Source organism: Dyadobacter jiangsuensis (assembly GCF_003014695.1).
Taxonomy (GTDB): Bacteria; Bacteroidota; Bacteroidia; order Cytophagales; family Spirosomataceae; genus Dyadobacter; species Dyadobacter jiangsuensis.
Map to the genome: position 1 here is coordinate 11,953 of NZ_PYAS01000017.1, position 22,360 is coordinate 34,312.

Annotated in this window: 14 protein-coding genes; 11 read left to right on the forward strand and 3 right to left on the reverse strand. The window is 53.0% G+C overall.

Annotated elements, in window-relative coordinates; translation table 11 throughout:
- Positions 1 to 20: 20 nt before the first annotated feature.
- The 11 genes from CLV60_RS28315 to CLV60_RS28365 all read left to right on the forward strand — a co-directional run bounded on the left by CLV60_RS28315 (position 21) and on the right by CLV60_RS28365 (position 19,278).
- Positions 21 to 5,036, forward strand: coding sequence for a cadherin-like domain-containing protein (locus tag CLV60_RS28315; protein ID WP_106598776.1), 5,016 nt, complete (start codon positions 21 to 23; stop codon positions 5,034 to 5,036).
- 143 nt (positions 5,037 to 5,179) lie between these two features.
- The gene (locus tag CLV60_RS28320; RefSeq protein ID WP_106598777.1) at positions 5,180 to 6,202 is read left to right on the forward strand and encodes a sensor histidine kinase; all 1,023 of its coding nucleotides are present in this window, start codon (positions 5,180 to 5,182) and stop codon (positions 6,200 to 6,202) included.
- On the forward strand, positions 6,199 to 6,915 hold the full coding sequence (locus CLV60_RS28325) for a LytR/AlgR family response regulator transcription factor (protein WP_106598778.1): 717 nt from the start codon (positions 6,199 to 6,201) through the stop codon (positions 6,913 to 6,915). Before CLV60_RS28320 ends, CLV60_RS28325 begins: the two co-directional genes overlap by 4 nt.
- A 106-nt stretch (positions 6,916 to 7,021) precedes the next feature.
- Complete coding sequence (locus CLV60_RS28330) at positions 7,022 to 9,262, forward strand: TonB-dependent receptor (protein ID WP_106598779.1); 2,241 nt, start codon at positions 7,022 to 7,024, stop codon at positions 9,260 to 9,262.
- Between the two features lie 88 nt (positions 9,263 to 9,350).
- The gene (locus CLV60_RS28335; protein ID WP_106598780.1) at positions 9,351 to 9,989 is read left to right on the forward strand and encodes a hypothetical protein; all 639 of its coding nucleotides are present in this window, start codon (positions 9,351 to 9,353) and stop codon (positions 9,987 to 9,989) included.
- A 42-nt stretch (positions 9,990 to 10,031) separates the two neighbouring features.
- Positions 10,032 to 10,292: a hypothetical protein gene (locus CLV60_RS28340; protein ID WP_106598781.1), complete on the forward strand. Its 261-nt coding sequence runs from the start codon at positions 10,032 to 10,034 to the stop codon at positions 10,290 to 10,292.
- A 226-nt stretch (positions 10,293 to 10,518) separates the two neighbouring features.
- Positions 10,519 to 13,662 (forward strand): SusC/RagA family TonB-linked outer membrane protein, encoded by a 3,144-nt coding sequence (locus CLV60_RS28345; protein ID WP_106598782.1) that lies wholly within the window; start codon positions 10,519 to 10,521, stop codon positions 13,660 to 13,662.
- A gap of 12 nt (positions 13,663 to 13,674) precedes the next feature.
- Positions 13,675 to 15,570 carry a RagB/SusD family nutrient uptake outer membrane protein gene (locus CLV60_RS28350; protein WP_106598783.1) on the forward strand — a complete coding sequence of 632 codons (1,896 nt, stop codon included), beginning with the start codon at positions 13,675 to 13,677 and terminating at the stop codon, positions 15,568 to 15,570.
- 5 nt (positions 15,571 to 15,575) lie between these two features.
- Positions 15,576 to 16,265: a DUF3823 domain-containing protein gene (locus CLV60_RS28355; RefSeq protein ID WP_106598784.1), complete on the forward strand. Its 690-nt coding sequence runs from the start codon at positions 15,576 to 15,578 to the stop codon at positions 16,263 to 16,265.
- A 58-nt stretch (positions 16,266 to 16,323) separates the two neighbouring features.
- On the forward strand, positions 16,324 to 17,631 hold the full coding sequence (locus CLV60_RS28360; protein WP_106598785.1) for a glycoside hydrolase family 99 protein: 1,308 nt from the start codon (positions 16,324 to 16,326) through the stop codon (positions 17,629 to 17,631).
- Positions 17,632 to 17,709: 78 nt separating this feature from the next.
- Complete coding sequence (locus tag CLV60_RS28365) at positions 17,710 to 19,278, forward strand: M81 family metallopeptidase (RefSeq protein WP_106598786.1); 1,569 nt, start codon at positions 17,710 to 17,712, stop codon at positions 19,276 to 19,278.
- Positions 19,279 to 19,341: 63 nt separating this feature from the next.
- Here the strand turns inward: CLV60_RS28365 and CLV60_RS28370 are convergent, their stop codons facing one another.
- Genes CLV60_RS28370 through CLV60_RS28380 form a run of 3 tightly spaced genes read right to left on the reverse strand, consistent with a single transcriptional unit; the run spans position 19,342 to position 22,346 of the window.
- The gene (locus tag CLV60_RS28370; protein ID WP_106598787.1) at positions 19,342 to 20,037 is read right to left on the reverse strand and encodes an aspartate/glutamate racemase family protein; all 696 of its coding nucleotides are present in this window, start codon (positions 20,035 to 20,037) and stop codon (positions 19,342 to 19,344) included.
- A gap of 26 nt (positions 20,038 to 20,063) precedes the next feature.
- Entirely contained in the window at positions 20,064 to 20,645 is a 582-nt protein-coding gene (locus CLV60_RS28375; RefSeq protein ID WP_106598788.1) for a hypothetical protein, read from the reverse strand.
- Positions 20,646 to 20,693: 48 nt separating this feature from the next.
- Positions 20,694 to 22,346: a PQQ-dependent sugar dehydrogenase gene (locus CLV60_RS28380; RefSeq protein WP_106598789.1), complete on the reverse strand. Its 1,653-nt coding sequence runs from the start codon at positions 22,344 to 22,346 to the stop codon at positions 20,694 to 20,696.
- Between the last annotated feature and the right edge of the window lie 14 nt (positions 22,347 to 22,360).

Below are 22,360 nucleotides of genomic sequence, written 5' to 3' on the forward strand. Positions count from 1 at the left end.
TTATTCTTCAAACTGAAACCATGAAAACTTTCTACTTCTACCTGGCAGGCATTGCCCTGCTGGCGTCGGGGGCCGAAATGGCCAGCAAGCTTTCTGGAGACAAGCCAGTTTCCCAGGAATGGGTGGCGAAACCGGAAACCAAGTCCGACAAAAAATCACAAGAAAAAGTGCCGTTTGCACGCGCACGGAAAAAAGCGGGTGCCAAGGCATTTCTCGCACCCAGCATTACCGCTACCAATTCCGATGCCGTCATCAGCGGCGGGGCTACCGCGGGCGGTGTGCTGGAATACACGGTGGTGATCGCCAACGGCGGGCCTGATCCTGCCAACGGGACCACATTTACGGAAACGATCGACATCAACACCACGCTGGTCGCCGGATCGGTGGTAGCAAGCCCCATTGCCGTAAACGACAGTTATTCGACGATCGGGAACGTAGGGATTAATATCGACGCAGGCTCGGGCCTTTTCGCTAACGACGTGAGCCCCGGTGGCACAGCCCTTAGCCTGAGCGGCTCCACGACCATTACCAGTACCGGCGGTGGTACCGCCACCGTTACAGCCGCAACCGGGGCGTTCACCTACGAGCCGGCGGCAGGTTATACCGGTACCGATACATTCACCTATGATATTCAGAATGGCTCCGGGATGACTTCCCAGGCCACGGTAAGCATCACGGTCAGCAATATGATCTGGTTCATCAATGACGATGCCGCAGCAGGCGGTACCGGAACGTTGGCGAAACCATTTAACAGCCTGAACGGCTTCCAGGCGATCAACAATGGAACCGGCAATAATGCGAAAGACGGACATTTCATATTCATTTATAGTGGAAACTACGACGGCGGTATTAACGTCCGCAATAATCAGACCGTGTTCGGACAAGGCGCGGGCACTGCCGGTTCGACGCTGCTCACCCTTACCGGCCTTTCTGCACCAAGCGGCAGCAACCTGCTCCCGGCCGTCAACGGCACCCGTCCTGCATTGACGAACTCAAGCGGCAATGTATTCAGCTTGTTAGGAGCGGCCACAGTTCAGGGGCTTAACATCGGAAACAGCTCCGGTGCCAAATTCCAGAGCACCGCTTCCGGTACGTTCACGGCAAGCCAGATCGACCTGACCGGCACCGGTCCCGCGCTGAATATTTCCAATAAAGCGCTGGCGGCTACTTTCGGCCAGGTATCGTCCACCGTTTCCAGCGGCACGGTCAGTCCGATCAAGCTTTCAAGCGTTAGCGGTAACCTCACCATCACGTCCGGAACGCTGACAGCGAACAACAGCACCAATATACCGGCGCTCGACATTTCCGGCGGGATTACCCTTGCCGTTACCCTGACAGCCGTAAACGCAAACGGGGGTAATAAAGGGATGATCATTTCCGGTACTAGTGGCTCGTTCCAGGTAACGGGTAGCGGAACTACCCTGGGAAGTGGAGGAACGATCCAGAATATCGCCCAGCGTGGCATCGAATTGCTGAATACGACCAACATCACCCTAAAAAACATCAACCTGACCAATGCCAACACGACAGATGGCACGACACCATCCGGCACACCAACCGACATGGCTAATGGAAATGCCAATGCCGCTGTACATGCACTGAATACCAACGGCCTGACGATGGACCGCATTATCATCAGCGGAACGGTGGCACAGGAAGGTATCAACCTGCGGGGTACCAGCAATTTCAACTTTACCAATGGTGCGGTTGGTTCGTCGGGCACTGCGGGCAACTCGTTTGAAGGATGTCTTTTTGCCGTAAACACAGGTGGTACGAACACGATCACGAATTCAACCTTCACTGATCCGGGAGGCCGTGCTGCTTATTTCGCAAATTTCAGCACCAACATGACATTGCTGACCGTCGATAACTCCACTTTCCAGGATGCCGACGGAGCCACAGGTCTTCAGGTGTTCGGCTACGGCACTTCCAATGTAAAAGTGAAGGTGCAGAACAACTCAAAATTCCTGAACTGCCGGGCAGCCGGTTTTGAAGCGCAAGCCAATGACAATTCATTGATGACCGTCGAAATCAAAAACTCAACAGTCGACCCGGGCAGCGGTGTAGGCCGGGGGATCGATGTTTCGGCACTTAACAATAGCACGGCGAAGTTCAACATTGAAAGCAACAATGTAAAACATAACAGCGGTATCGGGATCAACTCTTTTGGCTCGGGGAATGCTACCATTGAAGGAACCATTCTGAATAACACGACTGACAACCCCTTGCTGTCCAATTCGGTATCCGGCATTGTCGCCACGGTGGAAGGTATCACAGCGGGCAGCAACACGGCCAAAGCCACGGTTCTCATCCAGGGTAACACCGTCAAAAACGTACAGAACGTGCATGGTATCAGCACAGGTGCTACGGTCACGGGCGGTTCGACGAGCAACTTTTCGCTTGTCAACAATAATGTTCAGTTGGTGTCAGCCATCGCATACTATGGTATAGATGTTAATGCAGCCGCTCTTGATCCGCTGGTTGCCCTCAACAATGCCATCATTTGTTCCAAGGTGAGTGGCAACACCATCAACATGTCGTCGCCTACCAACTTTGCGTATCGTGCCAGGGCGGGCAATACCTCTTCTACCTTCCGCTCGGAAGGTACCGGATCTTCCATCGTAAACGTATGGGATAACGGTGGTAATACGCCGACAGGCCGTGCCATTCAAAGTGGAGCGGGAACATTTACATTCAATCAAACCTGTGCGCAGCCAGGAGCGCTTACGTTCCGCGAAGGCGTAGTGGAAGTGCTGGGTGAGAAGGAAGAAGCCGATAAGGCATCGACCCAAACGGCATTGGCTGAGCCAGTCGCTGCGCCTGCTGCGGAACCGGAGGTAGCTATCGCAACTCCTGCTGCACAACCGGTTACCGAGCCGGTCGTTAGCAAAGCAACCGAAACTGCCGCTCCGAGCCCCGCCAGAACAGAAGCGGTCCAGGCTGGCGAGACGGTAACCGTAAATGGTACCGGTAGTGGCTTTACCATTCCAAGCGGCAAGAGCACGACCATCAAGTTCCGGGTTACGATCAACAACAATATCCCGGCTTCGGTTTGTCTGCTTTCTACACAGGGTACCGTATCAGGAAGCAATTTTGCCAATGTCCTCACCGATGATCCTGCCACTGGCGGAAGTAACGAACCGACCACTACGACGGTAACTTCAACGCCGGTAATCACTTTCTGCCCAGGCAACCAGACTTTCTCGCCTGACGCAGGAACTTGTACGTCAACACAGACATTTACGGCAACCGCAGACGGATGTCCGGCACCTACCATTACTTACACCGTAGGTGGCAACCCGATCACCTTCCCGTACGCATTCCCGGCGGGTAATACCACTGTGCTTGTAACGGCCTCGAATGGCATCGGAACAGCTCCAACCTGTTCGTTCACTGTAACGGTAACCCCTACCCCGGCGCCTCCGGTGACCGACCAGCCGGACGCACAGACCATCTGCGCGGGTTCCGGTACGACGTTCACGGTAGCGACTTCCCAGGCAGGCGCGACTTATCAATGGCAGAAAAAACCATTCGGCGGCTCATTCGCGAACATTTCAACCGTTTCAAACCCTACTGCGCATGATGCGACGCTTACGCTGGCTAACTTACAGGTGGCAGATAACCTCGCGGAATACCGTTGTATCATTTCAAATCCTTGTAACAATAGCACTTCCAATGCGGCGGTACTGACCGTGAACCAGATCACCGGTTCGAGCATTGCTGGAACTACTGCTGTGAATCAGGGTGCGCCGGCGCCAAACGTTACGTTCAGCGCTACCGGCGGTACTTTGCCTTACACATTCACGTACAAGATCAATAACGGAACGAACCAGACTGTGAGCACAACAGGCGTGCAAACCAGCGCAACTGTAAGCCAATCGACAGCTGCCGTGGGCACATTCACCTACGAACTGGTGACTGTGACAGACGCACAGAACTGTACGCTGACGCCACCTTCGGCTCAAACTGCTACTGTAACGGTATCGAACAATCTCACAGCTACGATTTCCGGCAGCACCACTGCTTGCCAGAACGAAGTATCGTCTAAGATTACCTTTACGGCTGTAAATGGTATCGCGCCGTTTACATTTACCTACAAAATCAATGGCGGCGGCGATCTGACCGTGTCAACCACTGGCGTGAACACAACAGCAACGGTAGACGTGCCGACAAGTTCGACCGGGTCATTTGTTTACAGCTTGACTAACGTGGCCGGCGCGGGCGGTGCAACGACGCCGATCTCCGGACAAACGGCTACGGTGAATGTAAATGCGAAACCGACCATTGCGTTGAGCGGCGCTGAGTATCAATGCCAGTTCGCGGCTACTCCTCAGACTTATACGGTCTTCTTCACGGCTACCGCGGGTGCGGTGATCACGACAGACAAAGGAACTGTCAGCGGCAACACGGTTATCAATGTTCCGAGTAAGGAAACGGCGACCATTGTTGCTACCCTGAACGGCTGTTCAGACACGCTCACAGCTTACAAAGACTGCTCGCTTCCTGTAACACTGATTGATTTCAGCGGTGCGAAAGTGGAGAATACCATTGCATTGAGATGGAACACCGCCGAAGAAACGCACAGCGATCGCTTCGATATCCAGCGCAGCGCCGACGGCAAGAACTGGGCAACGATCGGTACGCAAAAATCACAGGGTGAGAGCTATTCAGCGGTGAACTACACATTCGTTGACAAAAAACCTGCGTCGGGCGATAACTTCTACCGCCTTAAAATGATCGATACCGATAAAACATTCGCTTACAGTAAGATCATCAAGGTTGGCTACGATCTGCCGGCGCTGAACTCCGAGTCTTATCCAAACCCGGTTTCCGACGTTCTGAACCTCAGGAGCACGGATTGGAGCCAGGTTAAGGCAGTGGAAATGCATAGTCTGACAGGTCTTTTGGTTTACAAATCGGGTAAGACCGTTTCGAAGACCATCGATGTGAAGAGCCTGCCGGTAGGCATGTACATTCTGACGATTACGCACAAAAACGGTGAGGTAGTCAACCGGAAAGTGCTTATCAACCGATAGTTACGACACCAATGCGTTATTAAAGTGTTGTTTAGATTAACTGTATCAGGCGGGGAGTTTCTCTCCGCCTGATTTTTTTATATCGCTGCCCGTTTCTTTTGATTAGCAGGCGATTCCTCTAAATTTGACTTTTTACACTTCACATGACATCCTTAAAAACGCAGCAAAAACGGGAGATTGCCATCCACGTCGGCATATGGGTGACCATCCTGCTGCTGCCATACCTCATATCTTCCGCCGATGAAGGATACAAGATCGGCGGGTTACCTGCTGCGTTTTTCGTGCTGGCAGGGTTGATCCACGCCGGGATTTTCTATTTCAATGCATTTTACCTCTATCCAAAACTGGCCCGCGGCTGGCGCTGGTGGTTGTATATACCCTGCGCGATAGCCGTAATCATGGTTTCCTTTGCGCTTAAATACCAGATCGTGGCACACTTTTTCCCGGAAGTGGTCCTGAGAAGCGCAGCGGGGTTGATATTTGGCCCGTCGGTGCTGGTGTTCGCGGCAAGCCTTGTTTACCGGCGGGTTAGCGAGGGTATTCAAAAAGAACGGGCACGAAAAGAATACGAGGCACAGCAGGTGGCGGCTGAATTGAAACTGCTGCGATCGCAGGTCAACCCACATTTCCTTTTCAATGTACTGACCAACATGGTAGCACTTGCAAGACAACGATCCGACCAGCTCGAAGACGCACTCCTTCGCCTGGCTGATCTCATGCGTTACATGACGTACGACACGCAGGCGAAGCAGGTGACTCTGCAGCAGGAAACGGATTATCTCAAAAGCTATATTGAATTGCAAAAACTGCGCTTTTCGGATGGAATGCGCATTGAATTGGACGTTCAAATGAACGCGGATGCCGGTAGCTTGCCGGTGGAGCCGATGATCATGATCCCGTTTGTGGAAAATGCATTCAAACATGGTGCATCCCGGCTCGACGAACCTTACGTTCTCATCCGTCTCAAAGCCATCGACGGGCTTCTGACGCTAACGGTCGTCAACCCGTACGATGCCGATCCCGAGGTGTCCAACGACGACAATTCCGGCATCGGTCTCGAAAATGTACGCACCCGGCTGAAACTCATTTATCCCGATAAGCACACCTTCGCTATCGACGACCGCAACAGCATCTTCACCATTACCCTCAACCTGAATTTACGATGATGCGATGCCTCGCTGTGGATGATGAAAAGCTCGTGCTCGACCTCCTCGTCGACAATATCCGCCAGGTTCCCTACCTGACGCTCGCGAAAACCGCACGCAATGCAATGGAGGCCGTAGAAATATTGCAAAATGAGCCCATTGACCTGCTTTTCCTGGATATTCAAATGCCCCGCCTCAGTGGTTTACAGTTTTTAAAAACCCTCCCTGATCCGCCGCTCGTAATCCTGGTGACGGCTTATGATAAATATGCATTGGAAGGTTTCGAACTGAATGTCGTCGACTACCTGCTCAAACCCGTGAGCATGGAGCGTTTTCTGAAAGCCTGTAACCGTGCACACGAACTGTTTGAACTGAAACACAAAACACCTGCTACAATAGCGCCCGCTAACCTGCCTGATTTCTTTGTGAATGTCGAATACTCACTGGTAAAAATAGTGGCCGCCGATGTGGCGTGGGTAGAAGGGTTAAAGGATTATATCAAAATATGGCTTTCTTCCGCCGCCAAGCCGGTCATTACCCGCATGACATTCAAAGCATTGGAAGAAAAGCTTCCCGAACCTGCATTTGTCCGTACCCACAAGTCCTACCTCGTCGCCGCTCAGAAAATCACTGCTGTCAAGCGCGATTTCGTGCTGATCGGCACCACCGAAATTCCCGTCAGCGAACATTACAAAGACAATCTTCGCAAAATACTGAACATCGCGCCCGATTGATGGTCGCAGGATTTGCCGGTTTCGTCGCGGGCATTAGCCGTATGGTCTACTCTCTCTGAAATGCATTTGTGCGCATCATAGCTTTGGTCAAAAAACAAACAAAGCCATGATTTCCAATGCATTCAAAACCAAACTCATCCTGATAGCGGGCAGCCTGCTGTTCGCGCTGGCCGCCGGGGCGCAGACCCGCATCAATGGCGAGGTAACGGGCCCGCTGGGAGAAGCCGTGCCCGGAGCACAGGTTCGCATAAAGGGTTCCCCGTCAGGTACGATGGCCGATTCGCTCGGCAAGTTCGATTTCGTGACTACGCGACGAGGCAGTCAGACGCTCGTTGTTTCGTCACTCGGTTTCAAAACACATCAGCAAACCCTTACCGTTGCGGATAGCACCCTTACGCTCTCCATTACCCTCGACGATGCCGCCAACACCCTCGAAGCTGTTACGGTGAGCGCAGGCAGCTTCGAAGCGAGCGACAAGGCCAAAGGCGCTTCGCTCACGCCCATCGACGCTTACACCGTGGCCGGCAATGGCGGTGACATTTCCAATGCATTGCGGTCGCTCCCGGGAGCGCAGCAGGTAGGCGAACGCGAAGGGCTGTTTGTACGCGGCGGTACGAGTGACGAAACCCGCATGTTCGTCGACGGTACCCTCATGAAAAACCCTAACTATGCCTCCGTACCGGGTATTATGCAGCCCGCCCGCATTAACCTGTTCCTTTTCAAGGGCGTATTGTTCAACACCGGTGGCTACTCGGCTTTGTACGGACAGGCTATGAGCAGCGCATTGATCCTGGAAAGTATCGATCTGCCTGAAAAAAGCTCCGCGAATTTCAGCGTCTTTCCATCCAATCTCGGAGCGGGTTTCCAGCATTTGTCGAAATCGGCACGAAGCAGCTACGGCGGCGGAATCGCTTACAGTAACCAAAGGTTGTACAACCAGGTAGTACCGCAGCACCCCGACTACTACCATGGTCCGGAGTATACCAGTGCCAATGTGAACATCCGGTTCAAAACCGGGAAAACAGGCATGCTGAAAGGTTACGTGGCCTTTGCGCAAAGCAACATCGGCGTGCGCAACGCGGACACTGACAGCGCGTCGCTCCGCTCCGATTTCAGACTGAAAAACCCAAACACCTACGGAACCATCAGCTACCGGACCGACCTCGGCACCAACTGGCGCCTCGTCGCGGGCATGGCCTACGCTTTCGATAAGAATCGCATCCATAACCGGGTGCTTAGCGGAGGTGACGAGCCCATAGTCCTGCCTCATGCCCCATTTTCCACCAAGAATAGCGACATCACCCTCCGCTCGCATTTCGCACAGGGCCGTGCCGTACTCACACGCAGCTTCGAGCGCAACCAGGCATTCCGGTTCGGTGGCGAGACATTCTATTTCCACGACGTGCAGCATTACAACGGCAACGCGGCGACGCTCCGCGACCAGCTGTCGGCTGTTTTTATGGAAGGCGATATTCATTTAGGCGAGCACGTAGCCTTCCGGCCGGGGCTCCGGGCCGAGTATTCGAGCTTGCTTCGCAAAGCGGTGGTAGCGCCTCGTGCGAGCCTGGGGTATCGGCTGGCAACGGGCAGTCAGCTGAACCTGGCGTATGGTGTTTTCTACCAAAAACCGGAGAACCGGTATCTTTTCGAAAACCGGCACATCGGATTCTCCCGCTCGGAGCATTATGTGTTGAATTACTCCAAAAAGGCTAACAACCGGTTTTTCCGGACGGAGGTTTACTACAAAAAGTACAAGAACCTGGTGCGGACATTTCCCGACATCACCCTGAGCGGCGATGGCTATGCGAAAGGGTTGGAGCTCTTCTGGCGGGATAAAAAGACCGTCCGCAACCTGGATTACTGGGTGACCTACACCTACCTCGACACCAAGCGCAACTACCTGGATTACCCCGAAAGCATCCGGCCGTCGTTCACGAGCCCGCATACCTTCACCATCGCGGTCAAACGCTTTTTCCAGGGCATTGCTACGAATGTCAATGTCTCGTACTCCTACGCCGCCGGGCGACCGTACTACGACATTCGCGCAAGCGGCGACGCCGGTACCCGCATCTACGACTCAGGCACCGCCCGCCCCTACAATGTGCTGAACCTGCACGTGTCGAAAATGATGACCTTTTTCAAAAAATCGAAATTCAAGGACTATTCCGGCTTCGCATTCGGCGCTAACAACATCCTCGGCACCAAACAGGTATTCGGCTACAACTACGCTTACAACGGCAATTTCAAAACCCCCATTACCCTACCTGCCAAACGCTTCTATTTCATCGGCGTGTTCATGAGCCTGGGCATCGACCGCACCGAAGACCTCCTCGACCAAAATCAGTAACATAATAAAGTTCTCCCTCCCCAAAACCGCATTCACTCATTCACTCATTCAATCATTCACTCATTCACTCATTCAATCATTCAAAACTATGAAAACGCTCATCACCACCATCCTGCTCATTTGCTCCGTCGCATTCACATTTGCGCAAAACGGAGACTATTCCGCCCAGTTAGAAGCTTCCGTCAAGAAGCTCGATCAGGCCAGGTCCGTTGCCGATTTTCAGGCGCTTGAAAAAACATTCGTCCAAGTGGGCAACGCGCAGAAAACCGAATGGCTTCCGTATTACTATGCCGCTTTTTGTAATGCCAAAGCCGGCTTTCTCCTGCAAGACGACGGCGAGAAGATCGAACCTTACAGTGTGCGCGGTGAAGCGCAGATCAAGAAAAGCGAATCGCTGGCCAAAGGCGATAGCAAGGTGTTGGCTGAAATTTACGTCGTGCAGGCGATGATTTACCGCACCAAGGTTTTCATCAGCCCAATGACCATGGGCAGGCAGTTCGGGCCACTTTCCGACCAATTTTTAAAGAAAGCACAAAAACTGGATGCCGTTAATCCGCGCGCCATTTACCTCGAAGCCTGGACTAAATACTACACCCCCAAACTCTGGGGCGGCGACAAGGACCTGGCCAAAGAGCTCGCCGGGAAGGCCATTCAGAAACTTCCTGCGACTGCATTCAGCGTCATGCCGCATTGGGGTAAGACCGAAAGCGAGGCGCTGCTTAAATAGCGATTACACTTCATCATTGTTTCACTTAAACTTTTAGAAACCATGTTTTTCGGATTATTGATTTTTGCTCGCGTCCTGTTCGTGTCCTGTATGGTTTTCATCATCGGCTACATCTACGGACCGTTCTCCCAACGCCGCGGCCTTACCATTGCCGCACGGGTAGCTGCCATTGCGATCATTTTCGCGTTCATCATGATGAACATCTTTGCATTCCGGGCTGCATCGCACGGCGGGCCGTGGCAACATGGCCGTTGGAATCATTGTGATGACGGGCATCATCACAAAATTGAAGCCAAGCCCTAAAAAGCAGCAAAGTAGTACAACGCCTCGCAGCCATTGTGAGGCGTTTTTTTATTGCCCAACCCCAAAATCACCCAATATTTTACCGGGATAATGTAAAAATCAAGCGAATTAAGCGCCCCATTAATGGTTTGTTAACCATTTCTTAATTAGCCCCCGATTACTTTGACCCCACGGTTCGGCCGACCGATTTCATGCATTTAAACGAACAGGAACTTAACCCTACGGTATGAACAAACAACTTCTATCAAAACCCTTGTGCGGGTGCCGCATCCGGACGTTACTCCGGCATGTATGTGCCGCACTATGCGTAATGCTGCTCGTGCAAACGGGCGTAAGGGCGCAATCCGCCGCAGACGAAACCCTTATCAGCGGCGAAGTGAAAGACGAGAAAAGCAGCGCCATTCCCGGCGCGAGCATTGTGCTGCAAGGCACCACGAAAGGTACTACCACCGATGCCAATGGAAAATTTTCGCTCTCCGTTCCCAAATCGGGGTCGGTGATCATCGTGAGTTTTTTGGGGTACAAAAGGCAGGAAATCGCGGTCGGCAGCCGCACGAGCTTTGATGTGCAGCTCGAACTCAGTACGGATGAATTACAGGAAGTAGTGGTGGTGGGTTACGGCACGCAACGCAAGCAGACCCTCACCGGCGCAATTTCAAACATCGTTTCGGAGCAGATCAAAACCACCACCCACACCAGTTTGGCGCAAAGCCTGCAAGGTAAGGTAGCCGGCGTGCAGATCCGCCAGAACTCCGGCGAGCCGGGTTCATTCAGCACGAATATCAATATACGCGGCTTTGGCGAGCCGTTGTATGTGGTCGACGGCGTGGCGCGTGACGGCGGATATGAATTCCAGAAGATCAACCCGGACGATATCGAGAGCATTTCGGTGCTTAAAGACGCTTCTGCGGCCATTTTCGGTATCCGTGCTGGAAATGGGGTGGTTATCGTGACCACCAAAAAAGGCAAGCAGGGCAAGCCGCAGTTCAGTTACAATATGGTGTACGGCCGCCAAAGCCCTACCGACGTGCCCAAAATGACGAGCGCATTGCAATGGGCCGAAATGCGGAACGACGCGGCGAAGAACCTGGGTGAAAACCCGGTGTTTTCTCCCGAAGAAATCGAGAAGTTCCGCAGCGGCGCACCGGGTTACCAGGGCACCGACTGGTATAAGGAAACCCTGAACAAATCGGCGAGCCAGCAGCAGCATTTCATTTCGGCATCCGGCGGCGAGGGTGTGGTGAGCTACTTTACCAGTTTTGGTTATCAGAAAGAGAACGGTTTGCTCAAAAGCGGTGATATGGGTTATCAGAAATACACTTTCCGCTCCAATATCGGAATTGATTTAACCAAAAACCTGAAAGCGGACCTGATCCTCTCGGGGCTATTCGATAAGCGGGACCAGCCGGGCGATAACTTCTTTAACATTTACAAAGGTACCCGCATTGCGTTGCCCACAGAGCGCCCGTATGCCAACGACAATCCCAAGTATCCCGCGCTGCTGAGCGGTGGTTATAACCCCGTTGCATTGGCGGATAAGGGATTGACCGGGTACTCGCAGGAAGTGAACAAGTTCTTCCAGTCGACATTTGCCTTGACCTACACCGTTCCGTTCGTTCCGGGACTCCGTATTAAGGGCTTGGTGGCTTACGACAGCAATAACTACCGCGCGAAATCGGTTTCGAAGGCTTACAACCTGTACACCTACGACGCTGCCACCGACAAATACACTGCTCACGCGCAGCGTAACCCTTCCCGGATCGGCAACAATTTCACCGACAATAACCGCATTACATTCCAGGGGCAGCTGTTTTACAACACCGTGATCGCGAAAAACCATAACCTGGGCGCGACATTGGTGTACGAGCAGCAGCAATCGCACAACCGCTGGGCGGGGCTGGGCCGTGAGTATGCATTCTTTACCAACGACCAGATCGACCAGGCGGGGCTGAACAACCAGACTACCAGCGGTTCGGAGTCGGAATATGCGAGTCAATCGTACGTGGGTCGTTTGAATTATGATTTCAAAGAGAAGTACCTGCTCGAAGTGGCTGCGCGCTACGATGGTTCCTACCGCTACCATCCCGACCGCCGCTGGGGCTTGTTCCCCGTGGTATCGGCCGGATGGCGCATTTCGGAGGAGAGCTTTATCAAAAGCATTCCATTCATTTCAAACCTGAAACTGAGAGGTTCGTATGGCCTGGTGGGTGCCGATGCGGGTGCACCGTTCCAGTACGTGCCCGGTTTCTCGCTCACTGGCGGTGGCGGGTATGAGTTCACCAACGGCAACTACACGACCGGTGCGGCCTCACCCGCGATCGTGAACGAGAAGCTGACCTGGTTCAAGTCCAATATCCAGGATGTGGGTATCGACGTAGGACTTTGGGATAACAAAATCGATCTCACCTTCGACATTTACCAGCGCGACCGCAAGGGCTTGCTCGCACGCCGGAACGTTTCGCTCCCCAATACATTTGGCGGTACATTGCCCGAAGAAAACCTGAACAGCGACCGCGTGCGGGGAATCGAATTCTCGGCGGCTTACAATGGGCAGATCCGCGATTTCAAATACGGCATTTCGGGTAACTTCAACTTCGCACGCACGCAGAACCGCTACGTGGAGCGCGGCGAGTTCCTGAGCAGCATGGACAAATGGCGCGGCGGCGCTACCAACCGGTGGAACGACGTCGTATGGGCCTACCAGCTCGAAGGCCAGTTCCAGAGTAAGGACGAGGTCATTTACGCACCTATCCAGAACGGCGACCTGGGCAATACCCGCGAGCTGCCGGGCGATTTCAAATACAAGGATGTGGATGGTAACGGGGTGATCGACGGCAACGACGCTATTCCGTTGTTCTTCGGCGGCGATCCCAAGATGTATTATGGTGTGACTTTGAATGCGTCGTGGAAAGGTTTCGATTTCACGGCATTGTTCCAGGGCTCAGGCAAATACAGCGTGCGTTTCCGCGAGGTATATGCCGAAGTGTTCGCATTCCGCGGCAACACGCCTGAATATTTTTATGACAGATGGCACCAGTCGCCCGACGGCCAATGGATCCCCGGCGAATGGCCTGCTTCGCGCTTCAACTATAACGTGGGCGCTATGTACGCCGAAAGCGGCGCGTGGCGGAAAGACGCTTCCTACCTGCGCTTCAAAAGTGCGCAGCTGGGCTACACTTTCAACCTGCCGTGGCTGAAAAAGATCGGCATCAACGATGTGCGCGTGTATGGTAATGCGCACAACATCTTCACCTGGGCCGATTCGTTCGTGAAGCCTTTCGATCCTGAAAAAGTGGAAGGGTTGTTCGGGGCCGGGCTCACCTACCCGGTGACGAGAAGCTACAACTTCGGGATCAATGTCAAATTTTAATATTAATTGATAATGAACTATTTAAAAAAGACCCTAACGCTGTTGTTGGTACTCGTGGCGATGAGCTGCGGCGACGTGCTCGACAAGCAGCCGCTCGATAAGTTGCAGGGCGAGAACCTGTTCTCGAATCCCGAAGGCGTGAAACTGTACATGGCGAACCTGTATTACCAGCTGCCGATCGAGGATTTTACATTCTTCCGGCAGGGTTTCAACTGGAATACCGGCGATCCCAACAATGGCGGATTCGCTCCGGCAATGTCTACCGACGAGGCTGTGCATACCGAATTCGGTGATTTTATCGGAGACGGCGATTTCCAATGGTGGGACCAGGGCTACAGGCTGATTCGGGACGTGAATATCCTCATCGACATTATCCCTACCCTGGACGTTACCGACGACGAACGCAAAGCGCTGATCGGCGAAAGTGCATTCATCCGCGCATATGCTTATTTCGCATTGGCCAAACGCTACGGCGGCGTGCCGCTGATCACCTCGGTGCAGAAGTACGAAGGCGATGTGGAAGCCCTGAAAGTGCCCCGCAGCACCGAGAAGGAAACCTGGGATTTTGTATTGAAGGAATGCGATACAGCCGTTGGTAACCTGGGTGATTCATGGCCGGGTGGCGAGCGCCGCGCCACCAAATGGGTAGCATATGCACTCAAATCCCGTGCGGCATTGCACGCAGCCTCACTGGCCAAGTACGCTGATCGCGCCCCGATCTCGGGAACGGCAGTGGATCAGAAGCTCGTCGGGCTGGAAAAAGCAGCCGCGGCAGAGTTTTACAAAGCGGCCATCGACGCGTCGGAGGCGATTATCAATTCGGGCAAATTCAATTTGTACAAACCCGCACCTGCTACACCCGAAGAGGCTGCCAACAACTACCGGCTGCTTTTCGAAGACCCGAACAATGCACCGGAAGAAGTAATTTTCATCAAGGGGTATGCGAGGCCGGGCTCCGGCACGGGCCACAACTACGGCATCTGGTACCAGCCCAACCAAACTGCCAACGGCTGGCCGCACCCGGGCCGTATGAACCCGACGCTGGAACTGATGGACGTATACGAAAGCTACGACAAACCCGGCGAAAGCGCACCGCTTGCTACATCCGCAGTCGCCAACGACCTGACCGATTATACCGGCTTCAATGCAGCTAAGCAATACAAAAGATTTGATACCGAGAACGATATCTTCAAAGGGAAGGACGCGCGCATGTGGGCAACGATGATACTGCCCGGCACCAGTTGGAAAGGCCAGAAGATCGTGATCCAGGCCGGTTTCATCAAACCCGACGGTTCGGCGCAGATCATGGGCGGCGATCCGTTCACCCACGGCGGCACGACTTACTACACGTATGGTGCGTCCGACCGGACAAAATACTCGGGCTTCGACACCTGGGGCGGTAATAACACCCGCACCGGTGTGAGTTTCAAGAAGTTTTTGAATGAAGGGTTGAACATCGCGCCGGGCTGGAACCAATGCGTGACCGACTTCGCCGATTTCCGGTACGCCGAAATCCTGCTGAACTATGCCGAAGCAATCGCCGAAAGCGGTACAGGCGACAAAGTGAAGGGGGCAAAAGCACTTAACGACATTCGCCGCAGGGCCGGACATAAGACCGAGATCCAGCTGACGATCAACAATGTGATCCGTGAAAGAAGGGTCGAGCTCGCATTTGAGCACAAGCGTTTCTGGGACCTGATCCGCCGTCGCGAATACCACACGGTGTTCAACAACACGATGCGCCATGCATTGCTCCCGATCCTCGACCTGCGCGTGACACCTGCGAAGTACATTTTCGTGCGCATCAATGTGCCGCGCAGCAACCCGTCCACATTCGATTACCGCCAGTACTACCGCTCGATCCCGGGCATCGGGGCGAATGGCCTGGTTCAAAACCCGCAATATTAAAAATCATGAAAAAACTGACCATTCATATTTCCGCCCTGCTGCTGCTTTTCGGTGCAGCGGCGTGCAGTGTCGACAACTACCCTGCCCCTGATTCGCAGCTGTATGGTACTTTTCTGGACGCCGAAACCAATGAGCCTGTGGAGCAGGACATTATCCGCGGCAGTACCATCGAGTACATCGAGCACGGTTATGCTTCGAATACCAAACAGACGATGATCATCAAAAACGACGGCAGCTACCGCAATAACCTGATCTTCGCAAATACATACACGATCACCCCCGTGCGCGGGAATTTCGTACCGATGGCGGCACAGGACGTGACCGTCAAAGGCGAAACGAAGCTGGATTTCAAGGTTCAACCTTACATTCGTGTGAAGGAAGCCAGTATTGAAAAAGTGGGAACCAAAATCGTCGCCAAGTTCAAATTGCAGCAAACCGTGATGAACAATGTGAGGAAAATCGGCCTGTACGCGCACCCGGAACCGTCTGTGGGCGAGCCTATGCGCGTGGCGTTGGCCGAGCAGGAAATCAACGGTGCAATAGACCCTAACAAGGTTTATCAATTGGAGATCGACCTGCCTTCGAACAGCAACGTCTTGAAGAATGGCAATCAGTATTTCTTCCGCGCGGGCGGCATTATCGATGCGCCGGAGTCGAAGTTTAACTATGCCAAAGCGGTTAGAATTGCATTGTAAAATTAGTGGCGCCCGGGGAGTTCCAATCCGGGCGCTTTTTCATTTCAAATCCAATTTCATGAAATTATTCCAACTCCTATTCTGCCTTTCTATGATTTCATTCGGCTGCAAAGGCAGCGACGAAAATCCCAAAACCGATGATCCCAAGCCCGTTGAGGAAGTAAAATACGACGAGTCGCATTCCCTGTTTAAGAGTTACAAAGGCCTGGTAATGGCAGGCTACCAGGGCTGGTTCACGGCTGAGGGCGATGGCGCGGGCCGCGGCTGGCACCATTACCAGAAAGCCGGAAAGTTCGAGCCGGGCTTCGCTTCAATTGACTTCTGGCCCGATGTAACGGAATATTCCAAAACCTATAACACTACATTCAAATATGCCGGAGGTGAAACGGCCAGGGTTTACAGCCCCTACGATGAAGAAAGCGTGGACCTGCATTTCAAATGGATGAAAGAGCACGGAATCGATGGCGTATACATGCAGCGATTCGTCTCCGAAGTGAAGGGTGAAAGCGGTAAGCGGCATTTCAATAAAGTACTGGCCAATGCGCTGAAAGCCTCTAAAAAATACGGGCGGGCTATCAGCATCATGTACGACCTCAGTGGCTCCACCTCGGCGGATATGGATTTCATCGTGAAGGACTGGGAAGAGCTCCAACAGCTGTTTAAACTCTTCGACGGGCAGGAAAACCCTACTTATCTGCGGCATAACGGCCGCCCGCTCCTGGCCATATGGGGCGTAGGTTTCAACGACGGCCGCAAATACACCATTGCCGACATTCAGAAGCTGATGGATAAGTTGAAAGGGCCAACCAGGAAGGCTTCCATCCTGCTCGGCGTACCGTATTACTGGCGCGAACTCGGCCGCGATACCGAAAACTCGCCGCTATTGCACACGGTGATCAAACAAGCCGACATTATTATGCCTTGGGCGGTTGGGCGTTACAATGCCTCTACCTACCTGAATGTCGCCGGCCCGAACCTTCCCGCCGACATTACCTGGTGCAAAACGAACAAAATCGACTACGCACCGCTGGTTTTCCCCGGATTCAGTTGGGGGAACCTCAAAAACGATCATTCATTGTATAACCAGATTCCCCGCAACAAGGGCGAATTCCTGTGGCAGCAAATCGCCGGTGCAAAAATGTCGGGCGCCGAGGCGCTCTACGTCGCGATGTTCGATGAAGTAGATGAAGGCACCGCCATTTTCAAAACGCGGAAAGAAGGCGATACGCCATTGAATGCGGATGGCAAGTTCGTGGGCATCGAGCCCGACCTGCCTTCCGACTATTACCTATGGCTGGTGGGGCAAGGGGCAGAGTGGTTCCATGGGAAGACTGGATATGGCGTAGCAAAACCGGCTCGAAAGTAAATACTAGCTCCATTCCGCCAATTTTCATTATGTTTAAACAAAATAGAGGCCCCAAGCCCATTTGTTAAAACAAAATATATGAAAATTACATTTTCCCTGATCTTTTTTTTCCTCCTCGCGGGTGTGCAGACTTTGTGCCTTGCCGATGGAGAAAAAAAATCCAAGGCGTTGCCCCGAATCGCCATCGCGGGGCTCGGCATCGAGTCGAGCACGTTTTCGCCGGCGCGTACCGAAGAACCTGCATTCAAAGCCAAATATGGTGAGCAGATTTTTACCTCTTACCCGTTCATGGCCCCGGATTCCAGCTTGCGGAAACGTGCCGAATGGCTGCCAGCGCTGGTTGGGAAATCGCTGCCCGGTGGAATGGTGACAAGAGCAGCCTATGAGTCGCTGGTGAAGCAAACGCTTGAACTTTTGAAGAAAAACGGCCCGTACGACGGACTGTATTTCGATATTCACGGCGCGATGAGCGTCGAAGGCCTGGATGATCCAGAAGGCGATCTCATCACGCGCATCCGCGAAGTGATTGGCAAGAAAGTACTTATTTCGACTTGTATGGACTTGCACGGCAACGTATCATGGCGCCTGGCCCAGCATACCGACCTCATTACCTGCTACCGGATGGCCCCGCATGAAGATGCGATGGAGTCCAAGCGGCGGGCCGTCGCGAACCTGCTCTCACGTCTCGAAAGCGGCAAAGGCAAGCCTGCATACAAGGCCTGGATTCCGGTGCCGATCCTGCTTCCCGGCGAAAAAACGAGTACCCGCATTGAGCCTGGGAAGTCGCTGTACGCCAAGGTGGCCCCTGCTTCGGTACAGCCCGGTGTTGTCGATGCGGCCATGTGGGTAGGCTATGCATGGGCCGACGAACCGCGTAACCACGCCGTGGTGATGGTTACCGGCGATGATAAAGCCAAAGTGACCGAAAGTGCCGAAATGCTGGCAAAAAGTTTCTGGGATGTGCGCAGAGAATTTGCATTCGTAGCACCTACCGACGACCTGAAAGGCGCATTGAACAAGGCGCTCGCCAGCGATAAGCACCCGTTCTTCATCAGCGATTCGGGGGATAACCCTACCGCCGGCGGTGCAGGCGATGTTACGTGGACGATCACGGAAATCCTCAAACGCCCAGAATTCCGGAGTGAAAACGGTCCGTCATTGATTTACGCCTCTATTCCAGGCCCGGAACTGGTTGAGGCAGCCGTTAAAGCGGGCGTGGGAGGTAAAATCGATGCGCATGCCGGTGCAAAGGTGGATGCGCGTTTCGCGCCTCCGATCCACCTTGTCGGTACTGTGGAGGCTATTTATCACGGCGACGTCAATGCGGAAACCGAGGTAGTTGTGAAGGTAGGCAGCGTGCGTGTGATCGTCACCAAAAAACGGAAACCGTACCACAAAGAAGCTGATTTCACCCGACTCGGCTTGAACCCGCGCAAATCGGATATCGTGGTCGTGAAAATCGGCTATCTCGAACCGGAGCTGTACAATATGCGCGCCGACTGGATTTTGTCGCTTACGCCCGGCGGTGTCGATCAGGACCTGGAACGCTTGCCTTACAAGCGTATCAAACGTCCGATGTTCCCTCTCGATAAGAATATGAAGGATCCTGATTTGAAGGCTAAACTGGTGCCGTTGTCAGACCAATAATAATGCCATGCATGTAAAAGCGGGCTGTCCTGAGAATGGGCAGCCCGCTTTGCTGTTTTTTACTCACTCCGCCAGTGCAAATGCGATAGCAGCATCGGAATGGATGCGGGTGGTGTCGAAAACCGGTACCGGCACATCTTCCTGACCAAGTATCATCGGAATCTCCGTACACCCCAGGATAATCCCTTCGGCACCCTCACGAATCAGTTCATCAATAATCGAAAGATACCGCTGCTTTGTTTCCTCCCGGACAATGCCCTTCCCCAGTTCGTCGCGCAGCGTATCCTGAATGAAATCCCGGCTCTCCTGCGTCGCCGGCACAATGGGTTCGATGCCCAGACTTTCCAGCTTGTCTTTATAAAAATCCATTTCCATCGTGAACTTCGTACCAAGCAGGCCTACTTTGCGGAGCCCCGCCTGCTTAATGGCGTCGGCTGTTACGGTGACGATGTGGATGATCGGCAGATTAATTTCAGCTTCCAACCGGTCGGCAACGGCGTGGGCGGTATTCGCACAAAGGACAATGGCCTCCGCTCCCGCTTTTTCCAGATTCCGGCAGGCATCGCGCAGAATGCGGAACGTCTCGTCCCATTTACCGGCCGTATTGTTGCTTACAAATGCGCTGAAATTGATCGAGTAAATCATGCATTCGGCATAGTTCAACCCTCCCAGCTTTGCATTTATGCCTTCATTGATAAAACGGTAATAATCGACGGTCGAGACCCAGCTCATACCGCCTACAAGGCCTAATTTTTTCATTTTATGGTGTAGTAATTAACAAGGACTCAGACATTCCCCCCGTCGGAAACACGACCGGTAACCCAAAGCAGAAATAATGCATTGAAAATGAGTGTGAGGGGAATAACCGATAGATTTTTAAAAAACAATATGATTACCCATTCGGAAGACTTCTCCGCAATGATATTGTTGACTTTCAGTTTGTAGTAAAGACAGGTCTGGAAAGCTGTGTAGTCGATCAGCAGGTTAGTAACCCAGGCGATCAACAGATAAATCACAAAGCTCGCAAGCAATGACCTCCAATGCATTTTCAGACGAACGCGCCCTTTTTGCCAGTGCTCCGTCCAGGCTTTGCCGCTGGTGAACATCTGTTTCAAGCGCGAAAACCCTCGTTTTAGCTGCGTGAGACCTAATGCGTACACAAAGAGTAAGATCCTCGCAGACTCTACGATCACTTCCATGGCAATATGCAAACCAGGGGATATCGGCCCGAAGGCACCGAGTTGCACAATGCGGCCGATGGCGGCGGTGAGACCAAGTCCCAGAACGATGAGGTAATGGTTACGGAAAAATAATAGCGTTTCGCGCAGCCAGGTCAGGCTTTGAATAGCGTTAATGTTCTTTTTCATGGCGTTTTCAGTTTTTGGTAAATTAAAAAATAGACGCCGAAAAAGCACTTACTTATAGGCTATTTTCAATTTTTGAGAGAAGCCGGTGGCTGCATTGTCGATAAAGGCGGTGTAGATTCCCTTCGGCTTCCCTTCCATATTCAATTTCCAATATCCGTCGGTTGTAATGGAATGGCTATCAACCAGCAGGCCCGATGCATTGTAAATAACGACTTTATCTCCTTGGGCAAGGCCTCCGACCGTGATCTGGCTGCCTCCCGGATTGGGGAAAATGAAGGGCTCCCCGCGCGTATCCATCATGCCAGTCAACAGGGAACTGTGTTGGATGGTACCGTCCAGGTCGACCATTTTCAGCCGATAGTAATTTAAACCTTGCAATGGCTCACTGTCTGTAAAAGCATAGGCACTCCCCGCTCCTTCTCCTGGCAGCGTCGCGAGTGTTTCAAAGATGCGGCCGTCGCGACTCCGCTGTATATCAAAATGCGAAAATTTGGATTCCTGTCCGGTCCTCCATTCGAGTCGGAGGCCGGTACCGGTTCTTGCAAGTTTGAAATAGAGGAGCTTTACCGGAAGCGGGTCGCCCGGGTTGGTGATTTTAGATAGCGTACCATTCAAAAACGACAATGTATAAAGCTCGCCCGCCTGGTCCTCGCCGAAGGAGATCAATGAGGCATAGGTAAGGCCTGCATCAGGTTTAGCCACGCCCATCGGATCGATATAGCCGATTTTCCCACTCGAATAATCACCGAAAAAGTAATGGCCTTTCATCGACGGATAACGCGAGCCGCGGTAAACAAACCCGCCCATTACCGACGCATCGTTGCCGCCGTTGTTGGTAAAGCCGGGATATGTGAGCTTGGGAGCCGTGTAGGTGGTCCCCTGCGCGCAATGCGACGCATTGTAGCTCTGTGTACCTTCGAGGCAGTTCCAGCCAAAATTCGAAGGTTGCCCGCCGAATGGATATTGCAGATAGTTGATCTCCTCCCAGCCGTCCTGCCCGTTATCCCCGATCCAGAGATCGCCGGTCTGGCGGTCGAAACCGAATCGCCAGGGATTTCTCAGGCCAAGCGCGAATATCTTCCCGAGCGGGTTATCGCCAGGCAACGGACTGCTGGTATCAAGCCGCAGGAGCTTCCCGAAAAGCTTACCCATGTCCTGGGAGTTATTGTCCGGGTCTCCGGCCACACCGCGGGATCCGGGGCCATTGTCACCGGTGGAAATGTACAAAAAGCCATCCTTCCCAAAAGCCATATCACCGCCCCTGTGGCCTCCAAGGACGTTTCCGTATGGAATGGTGAGGATTTTGACTTCCGAATTGGCATCCGCCAGATCGGCGTTACCTGCCTGCCGCGAGAACCGCGAAACCTGCACTTCTGTTTGGCTTTTTACCACATACAGTATATAAAAAAAGCCGGAAGTCTGGTAATCAGGCGGGAATGCGATGCTGAATATCCCTGCCCAATCGGGATCATTGATTTTCGCGCCAATATCCAGAAATGGCTGCGAAAGGACGGCCCCGTTTTTGAGAATCTTGATCTTCCCGCCTATCTCCGCCACGAAAAGACGACCATCCGATGCATGTGTAACCTTCACGGGTCGTGTAAAACCGTTGGCGACTGGTTCAATGGTGAGCTTGAGTTGTGCAGAACCGTTATGTACAGCCGCGATCAGCAAGAGAGCGATGCAGATCAGTTTTTTCATGAATGCAGGTTAGA

Bases quoted from the DNA above. Each gene is read 5' to 3' on its own strand.
- CLV60_RS28315 (WP_106598776.1), top strand. From the start codon at position 21: ATGAAAACTTTCTACTTCTACCTGGCAGGCATTGCCCTGCTGGCGTCG.
- CLV60_RS28320 (WP_106598777.1), top strand. From the start codon at position 5,180: ATGACATCCTTAAAAACGCAGCAAAAACGGGAGATTGCCATCCACGTC.
- CLV60_RS28325 (WP_106598778.1), top strand. From the start codon at position 6,199: ATGATGCGATGCCTCGCTGTGGATGATGAAAAGCTCGTGCTCGACCTC.
- CLV60_RS28330 (WP_106598779.1), top strand. From the start codon at position 7,022: ATGATTTCCAATGCATTCAAAACCAAACTCATCCTGATAGCGGGCAGC.
- CLV60_RS28335 (WP_106598780.1), top strand. From the start codon at position 9,351: ATGAAAACGCTCATCACCACCATCCTGCTCATTTGCTCCGTCGCATTC.
- CLV60_RS28340 (WP_106598781.1), top strand. From the start codon at position 10,032: ATGTTTTTCGGATTATTGATTTTTGCTCGCGTCCTGTTCGTGTCCTGT.
- CLV60_RS28345 (WP_106598782.1), top strand. From the start codon at position 10,519: ATGAACAAACAACTTCTATCAAAACCCTTGTGCGGGTGCCGCATCCGG.
- CLV60_RS28350 (WP_106598783.1), top strand. From the start codon at position 13,675: ATGAACTATTTAAAAAAGACCCTAACGCTGTTGTTGGTACTCGTGGCG.
- CLV60_RS28355 (WP_106598784.1), top strand. From the start codon at position 15,576: ATGAAAAAACTGACCATTCATATTTCCGCCCTGCTGCTGCTTTTCGGT.
- CLV60_RS28360 (WP_106598785.1), top strand. From the start codon at position 16,324: ATGAAATTATTCCAACTCCTATTCTGCCTTTCTATGATTTCATTCGGC.
- CLV60_RS28365 (WP_106598786.1), top strand. From the start codon at position 17,710: ATGAAAATTACATTTTCCCTGATCTTTTTTTTCCTCCTCGCGGGTGTG.
- CLV60_RS28370 (WP_106598787.1), bottom strand. From the start codon at position 20,037: ATGAAAAAATTAGGCCTTGTAGGCGGTATGAGCTGGGTCTCGACCGTC.
- CLV60_RS28375 (WP_106598788.1), bottom strand. From the start codon at position 20,645: ATGAAAAAGAACATTAACGCTATTCAAAGCCTGACCTGGCTGCGCGAA.
- CLV60_RS28380 (WP_106598789.1), bottom strand. From the start codon at position 22,346: ATGAAAAAACTGATCTGCATCGCTCTCTTGCTGATCGCGGCTGTACAT.